At 44.6% G+C, this 7,446-nt stretch carries 4 protein-coding genes; all 4 read left to right on the forward strand.

Annotated elements, in window-relative coordinates; genetic code table 11:
• Positions 1–8: 8 nt before the first annotated feature.
• The 4 genes from uca to BTR25_RS20510 all read left to right on the forward strand — a co-directional run bounded on the left by uca (position 9) and on the right by BTR25_RS20510 (position 7,097).
• A complete protein-coding gene (gene uca / locus BTR25_RS20495; protein ID WP_075689892.1) occupies positions 9–3,668 on the forward strand; it encodes an urea carboxylase in 3,660 nt (1,219 codons plus the stop codon).
• Complete coding sequence (atzF, locus tag BTR25_RS20500; protein WP_075689893.1) at positions 3,628–5,367, forward strand: allophanate hydrolase; 1,740 nt, start codon at positions 3,628–3,630, stop codon at positions 5,365–5,367. The genes uca and atzF overlap by 41 nt, the downstream gene beginning before the upstream one ends.
• 298 nt (positions 5,368–5,665) lie before the next feature.
• Positions 5,666–6,514 carry a DegV family protein gene (locus BTR25_RS20505; protein ID WP_075689894.1) on the forward strand — a complete coding sequence of 283 codons (849 nt, stop codon included), beginning with the start codon at positions 5,666–5,668 and terminating at the stop codon, positions 6,512–6,514.
• A gap of 139 nt (positions 6,515–6,653) precedes the next feature.
• Positions 6,654–7,097, forward strand: coding sequence for a cell wall hydrolase (locus BTR25_RS20510; RefSeq protein WP_075689895.1), 444 nt, complete (start codon positions 6,654–6,656; stop codon positions 7,095–7,097).
• Positions 7,098–7,446 lie beyond the last annotated feature (349 nt).

Consider the following 7,446-nt stretch of genomic DNA (forward strand, 5'->3'; position numbering starts at 1 on the left):
TGGTTTTCATGTTTAAAAGAGTTTTAATTGCAAACCGCGGTGCCATTGCCGTACGAATAGAAAGAACCTTGCAAAAGATGGGAATAGAGTCGGTAGCGGTCTATACAAAAGCGGACCAAGATAGCCAGCACGTCAGCTTAGCAGATCAAGCTGTTTTAATCGGTGAAGGAGCGGCTAAAGATAGTTATTTAAGCGCCGAGTTGATTTTAAAGACAGCCAAGGAGACTGGTGCTGAGGCGATTCATCCTGGCTATGGCTTCCTTAGTGAAAATGCCGACTTTGCCCGTGCCTGCCGGGAACAGGGGATTGCTTTTATCGGTCCGACACCTGAACAAATCGATTTGTTTGGTTTAAAGCACTCGGCACGTGAAATAGCTGTAAAAGCAAATGTTCCGCTTTTACCCGGGACGTCACTCATTACCGATGTGACGACTGCTTTAATGGAAGCAGAACAAATTGGTTATCCGATTATGTTAAAAAGTACAGCAGGAGGCGGCGGGATCGGTATGCGCATCTGCACTAATGAAGTTTCCTTACGTGAAGCGTTTGATTCTGTTAGCCGCTTGGCAGAAACGAACTTTAACAATGGTGGGGTGTTTTTAGAAAAATACATACAAAGAGCTCGCCATGTGGAAGTGCAAATATTTGGTAATGAATTTGGGGAAGTGGCAGCACTTGGTGAACGAGACTGTTCGATTCAACGCCGAAATCAAAAAGTGGTGGAAGAAAGTCCAGCACCGCTTCTAGCATCTACTGTAAGGGAAGAGATGCTCGCAGCAGCAAAAAGATTGGCGTCTGAAGTGGGTTACCGCAGTGCTGGAACGGTTGAATTTTTATACGATCCAGAAACAGAAGACTATTACTTTCTAGAAGTGAACACCCGACTTCAAGTAGAACATGGTGTAACAGAAGAAGTGCTGGGGATTGATTTGGTAGAGTGGATGGTCCTTGAAGCAGCAGGAATGCTGCGTTCACTTGATTCCCTTTACTCGAAACCAAAAGGCCATAGTATTCAAGCCCGAATTTATGCAGAGGACTGCTTAAATGATTTCCGTCCAAGCGGCGGGCAGCTTGACCAAGTTCATTTTTCAAGTAGAGCAAGGAATGAAACCTGGGTGTGTGATGGGATTAAAATCACTTCTTTTTATGACCCAATGCTTGCCAAAATCATTGTTCACGCTGATACAAGAGAGGAAGCGATCGATCGATTAGCTGCAGCCCTCAAAGAAACTAGATTCTATGGGGTAACGACGAATCTTCAATATTTAGAAGCGCTTTTAAAAGAGGATGATTTACGTTCAGGGTCTGTTCATACGCAAATGCTGAAAGAGTTTCAACCAAGCGAAGCCGCGATTGAAGTGCTAGACGGGGGCATTCAGACAACGGTACAAGACTGGCCGGGCCGAATCGGGCACTGGGATGTTGGCGTACCTCCTTGCGGCCCAATGGATCCATTTGCATTCCGAATCGGAAACACGCTGCTGGGAAATGATGAACGTGCTGCAGGTCTTGAATTAACGCTCCGCGGCGGTTCCTATTGTTTTCGGGCAGACATGAGCATTTGCCTTACAGGTGCGGATATGGATGCTAGACTGGATGAAACACCTGTCCCAATGTATCAAGTGATTCATGTAAACCGCGGTCAAGTGCTATCATTCGGTGAAGCAGTACAAGGAATGCGGACCTATTTATTAGCAGCTGGAGGATTCGATATGCCGCTTTACCTCGGCAGTGCCTCTACTTTTACATTGGGTGGCTTTGGGGGACACGGTGGACGTGCGCTTCGCACGGGGGATGTGTTACGGGTAAACCAAACTGTCGCACGTGCTCAGTTAGAACTCCCAGCGAATCTGCTTCCTCCGTTAACAAAGGAATGGACGATCGGTGTGATTCCAGGGCCGCATTGCACAGAGGAATACTTAATGCCGGACTATCTTAAACAGTTAACGGAGACCAGCTGGGAAGTGCATTTTAATAGTTCAAGGACAGGTGTCCGCTTAATTGGTCCTAAGCCCAATTGGGCCCGTGAAGACGGAGGAGAAGCAGGGTTGCACCCCTCAAATATTCACGATAACGCGTACGCAATTGGAACATTAGACTTAACGGGCGATATGCCGATCTTACTCGGCCCCGATGGCCCAAGCCTTGGTGGTTTTGTTTGTCCGGTCACAACGGCTTCAGCAGAATTTTGGAAAATTGGCCAGCTTCACCCAGGCGATCGGATTACATTTCAGCTTTTAACATTGGAGCAAGCAAATGAGCTGCGTCAAACACAGGAAGAGTTTTTAGAAGCGATCGGAGGGAATCTTGGTAAGGATGTAACTCTTCCCGCGTTGCCAAAGGTGGCTGCGACATGTTTAGCATCTTATCCAATTCTTGTACAAAATTCAGAAGGCCGTTTTCCAATGACGATTCGTGCGGATGGAGATGAGAACATTCTCATTGAATTCGGTGAAATGGAATTAGACCTTTTACTCCGTTTTCAAGTGCATGCATTGATGGAAGCTATTCAATCACGTGAAGACATTCCGCTAGTGGATGTAACGCCGGGCATCCGTTCTTTACAAGTTCATATTGATGCTACTAAAATGTCAATTGTTTCGCTATGTGAAATCATTGAAGGGATGAACCGCGGGCTGCAGGAGCTTGAAGAAATGGAAGTACCCTCTCGGATTGTACGTCTTCCTCTTTCATGGGATGATCCGGCTACACAGCTGGCGATTGACCGTTACCAAAAAAATGTTCGCCCTGATGCCCCGTGGTGTCCAAGTAATTTAGAGTTTATCCGCCGTGTCAATGGACTTCGTTCGATTGATGACGTACAGAGAGTGGTGTTTGATGCAAACTACTTGGTTCTGGGTCTTGGAGACGTGTATCTTGGTGCACCTGTAGCAACACCAATCGATCCACGGCACCGCCTAGTAACGACAAAGTACAATCCGGCCCGGACATGGACACCGGAAAATGCGGTTGGAATTGGCGGAGCCTACATGTGCGTGTATGGAATGGAAGGTCCGGGAGGCTATCAATTTGTCGGCCGAACGGTTCAAATGTGGAACCGCCTTCGTCAAACGAAGAGTTTTGAAGAGGGAAAACCATGGCTTCTCCGTTTCTTCGACCAAATTCAATTTTATCCAGTTGGAGCTGAGGAACTTCTCGACATGCGTGAAAAATTTTTACGCGGCCAATTTGAAGTTGAGATTACGGAAACAACGTTTAAACTCAGCGAGTATGTGGCTTTCTTAGATTCAATCAAAGAAAGTGCAAATGCCTTCCGTAAAACACAGCAGACTGCTTTCCATGAAGAGCGTGAAAGATGGCACGAATTGGGACTTGATGAACACATTTCCGATCAAGAAGTAACGGTAGCGGCGGAGGAAGTATTAGCAGAAGGGACAGAAGCCGTTCGCTGCAATATGCCGGGCAGTGTGTGGAAGGTCCTTGTATCACTAGGCGATGAGGTCAAAAAGGGAGATACCCTGATCATTGAAGAAAGTATGAAAATGGAGTTTCCACAGCTGGCTCCTTGCGATGGATTTATTCATTCTGTTCACGTTTCCCCAGGGGAAGAGGTTCATGCCGGTCAATTAATGGTATCGATTACGAAAGAAAAGCGAGGTGTTTCACTTGAAAACGACGGGCCTGTCACAAACATTGTCTATTCCTGAGTTAAAGGAAAAATACCAATCAAAAGAATTAACACCAGAATCCGTTATTTTTGAAATCATTCATCAAGCAGAAGCTGACAAAGAGTATAATATCTGGATTACGCCGCCTTCGATGTCGTGGATTCAGCCGTATTTAGACCGGTTAAAGTTGATGGATCCAGAGCAAAAACCGCTCTGGGGTATCCCTTTTGCCATTAAAGACAATATCGATTTGGCCGGTGTGCCGACAACATCTGGATGTTCTGAATTTGCCTATACTCCTGCTGAACATGCGACTGTTGTCGAGCGTCTAATTGATGCTGGTGCGATTCCGATTGGCAAGGCAAATCTAGATCAGTTTGCCACAGGGCTTGTGGGAACCAGAAGTCCGTACGGGGAAACAAAAAATTCTCTTAACCCTGATTTAATCAGCGGTGGTTCTAGTTCGGGATCGGCGGTTTCCGTTGCCCGGGGTCTAGCGGCTTTTGCACTTGGGACAGATACAGCAGGATCAGGACGGGTGCCCGCTGCACTCAACCGACTGATCGGCTATAAACCAAGCCTGGGTGCTTGGCCGGTCAAAGGTCTCGTAAAGGCCTGCGCCAGCCTGGACTGTATAACGGTTTTTGCCAATAGTCTGTCAGATGCATTATTAGTCGATGATGTTGTACGCGGGTTTGATGGGAGAGATCCATGGTCGAAGTCAATCAAGCGCCGAACAAATGCACTACCGGAAAAGATTTGTCTCGTCCAAGAACCACTGTCTTTCTTCGGACCGTTTGCCGAGAAGTACAAACAGGCATGGGAATTGGCGGTTGACCGCATTGAAAAACTAGGTATTCCAATCGAGTACATCGATGGAAGTTACCTGTCAGAAGCAGCTGCCATACTCTATGACGGACCATGGGTTGCCGAACGCTGGGCAGAATTAGGTGAATTCATTACCGAAAATCAGGGAGTAGCTTTTCCTGTGACAGAAAAAGTGCTGCGTTCAGGAGCCAAAACTGAACATAGTGCGGCAGCCGTTTTTAATGCAACCCATAAGCTCCAGGAGTTTAAGCAAAAAGCCCAGCAGCAGTTAAAAAATGCGGTTTTGATTATGCCTACATCCGGTGGTACATGGAACCGTGAAGAAGTGCGTGAGAATCCGATAGAAACAAACAGCGCGATGGGTCTCTATACCAATCATTGTAATTTATTAGATCTTTGTGCTGTATCGGTACCGGCTGAAGATGCAGCAGAAAACTTGCCGTTCGGTATCACGGCATTTTCAAACAGTGAAAACGAGCAATTGATTAACGGCATTGCGGATCTGTTTTTACATGGCCGCCGCTCACCAAAGAAGAAGGAAACGACATTGGTCGCTGTATGCGGACTTCATATGCGGGGGTTCCCGCTTGAAAAGCAAATGATCGAACATGGAGCGGCGTTTATTCGTGAAGCGAAAACAGCACCTCAATACAAACTGATCAAACTTCCTTCGATTCCGCCAAAACCTGGATTAATCTGTCTGAATGAATCAGGTGTATCCATTGAAGTGGAGGTTTGGGAAATGCCGCTCACCGAGTTCGGACGCTTTGTATCTCTCATCCCGTCCCCACTAGGAATGGGAAAAGTACAACTCGAAGACGGTACTGAAATACCAGGATTTATCTGTGAAGCCAGTGCGGGCAAAAAAGGAGAAGATATATCACATACCGGAGGCTGGCGACATGCATGATCTGTTTTAAATAGATTCATAGACTTCCTCCTATAAAAAACAAGCTTTAGTCTTAATGAACATTAGTTCTGTTTAAGAGCCGTTTCCAATTGATAACCGTAAGCCCTTCGACGCAGGTGGACGCAGGGACGGTTCTCCTGTTGGACGCAGGGACGGTTCTCCTGTTTCTTTCGTTTAGCTAAACGAAGGAAGCGCAAGAACCTTCCCTATGTTTTTTTCTTTCTGGAGGTATAGCTATCCACTTTTTTCCTGTATAGTAGAGTAGAACAGGTTTGTTAGAGGAAACTGGAGGAATATGATGAAGAAATTAATTTTGACGACAGAGAGTGGTGCAGATTTACCACAAGGTTTAGCTGCCAAACATAATGTTCAAGTGGTCCCGATGCACGTAATTATGGACGGGGTGGATTATTTAGACGGTTCGTTACCAGTATTGGATATTTATGACTTTTATGATCGAACGAAGAAAATCCCTTCTACAACGTCCACCAACGCCCATGAATACCATGAATTTTTCACGAAGATAAAAAATGAGTATCCTGGATGTACCATTATACATATAGGATATACGTCAAAGGCATCTTCTTCCTTTCAAAACGCGGTCATAGCAACAGAGGAAATGAATGATATTTTTCTCATTGATGCTTTGAATGTTACAGGTGGCTTGACTGCTATTGTAATGTATGCGGTTAGTTTGTTAGAGAAGGATCCAACGATTGACACGATTCAATTAGTAGAGAAGATTCGAGCAAAAGTTCCTAAAGCAAGACTGGCCTTTGTACCAGGAAGCTTAGAATTTCTAAGGGCTGGCGGACGTGTTAGTAATCTAGCGTACCTTGGAGGGGCTCTGTTAAAAATAAAGCCTCGAATTGAATTGATTGACGGGAATCTTGTTTCAACAAAAAAATATCGTGGAAAAATCGACGTGGTTGCCGAGAAACTGATGGCAGACTATTTAGAGCAATACGACATTGATAAAGATCAGCTGTATCTCATATACTCAATCGGACTTGATGAAGCAATAAAAAATCGTATGGGTGAAATCGCAAAAGAAGCTGGTTTCCAAAACATAAAATGGATCCAAGCAGGAGCCATGATCTCCACCCACGCTGGACCTGGTGGATTCGGGATAGCAGGCTTAGAATAACATACAGGTAACATACAGGGACGGTTCTCTTGCATCCTTCGATAATCGAAGGATGCAAGAGAACCGTCCCTGTGCTTTTTTGTAAAAACCAAGACATCAATTGAGGTATTTTTTCATACCATATTTTGGAGGTGGAAAAATGGCAAGAGTAAATTACCGAAGTTCAGATGTGGACTTAATGGCAAGGATGATGAGAGCAGAAGCAGAAGGTGAAGGAAAATTAGGAATGTTAATGGTTGGGAATGTAATTGTTAATCGTGTTAAAGCGGATTGTTTAGACTTTAAAGATGTTAGGACCATCGAAAAAGTCATTTTTCAAGTACAAGGAGGTAATTATTCCTTTGAAGCAGTTCAAAAAGGGAATGTATTTTATCAAAGAGCGAGAACGGCTGAAAAAAGATTAGCCCAACAGAATTTGGATAATTGGAGAGAGCACCCATCAAAATACTCCCTTTGGTATTTTAATCCATATGCACCATGTCCTCCTACATGGTACGGTCAGCCTCACTCTGGTCAATATAAACAGCATTGTTATTATGAACCAAAAGCTGATACATGCGAAAGTGTTTATATAGGAAGTTAAGCTTACCATTTGCGTAAGCTTTTTTTTACATAAGAGGACGCAGGTGGACGAAGGGACGGTTCTTAAAGCGGACAATCGGAAGTTTTGCGCGTAAAAAGGCACAACTAGCGTTAATGAGCTAGTTGTGCCTTTGATGATTTTTAAKCAGAAGATCATAGCGCAAAATTTTTGATTGCCAGAGAAGAATGAAGTCGCGGCCCTCGCTAATGAACTAAAATATGGTAACCCCACCAAAAATAAATTTTTATTCGTTGAAGGATTTTTTCAATTTACGTCGTATTGGGGATTCAATCCGATACCTATTTTTCATACATTTTTATACAAGTGTTCGCAACTATTATACAGTATA

Source organism: Bacillus sp. MRMR6, from assembly GCF_001940785.1.
Lineage (GTDB): Bacteria > Bacillota > Bacilli > Bacillales > Cytobacillaceae > Neobacillus.

Coding starts and splice junctions, on each gene's coding strand:
- uca (WP_075689892.1), top strand. CDS start 9: ATGTTTAAAAGAGTTTTAATTGCAAACCGCGGTGCCATTGCCGTACGA.
- BTR25_RS20510 (WP_075689895.1), top strand. CDS start 6,654: ATGGCAAGAGTAAATTACCGAAGTTCAGATGTGGACTTAATGGCAAGG.
- BTR25_RS20505 (WP_075689894.1), top strand. CDS start 5,666: ATGAAGAAATTAATTTTGACGACAGAGAGTGGTGCAGATTTACCACAA.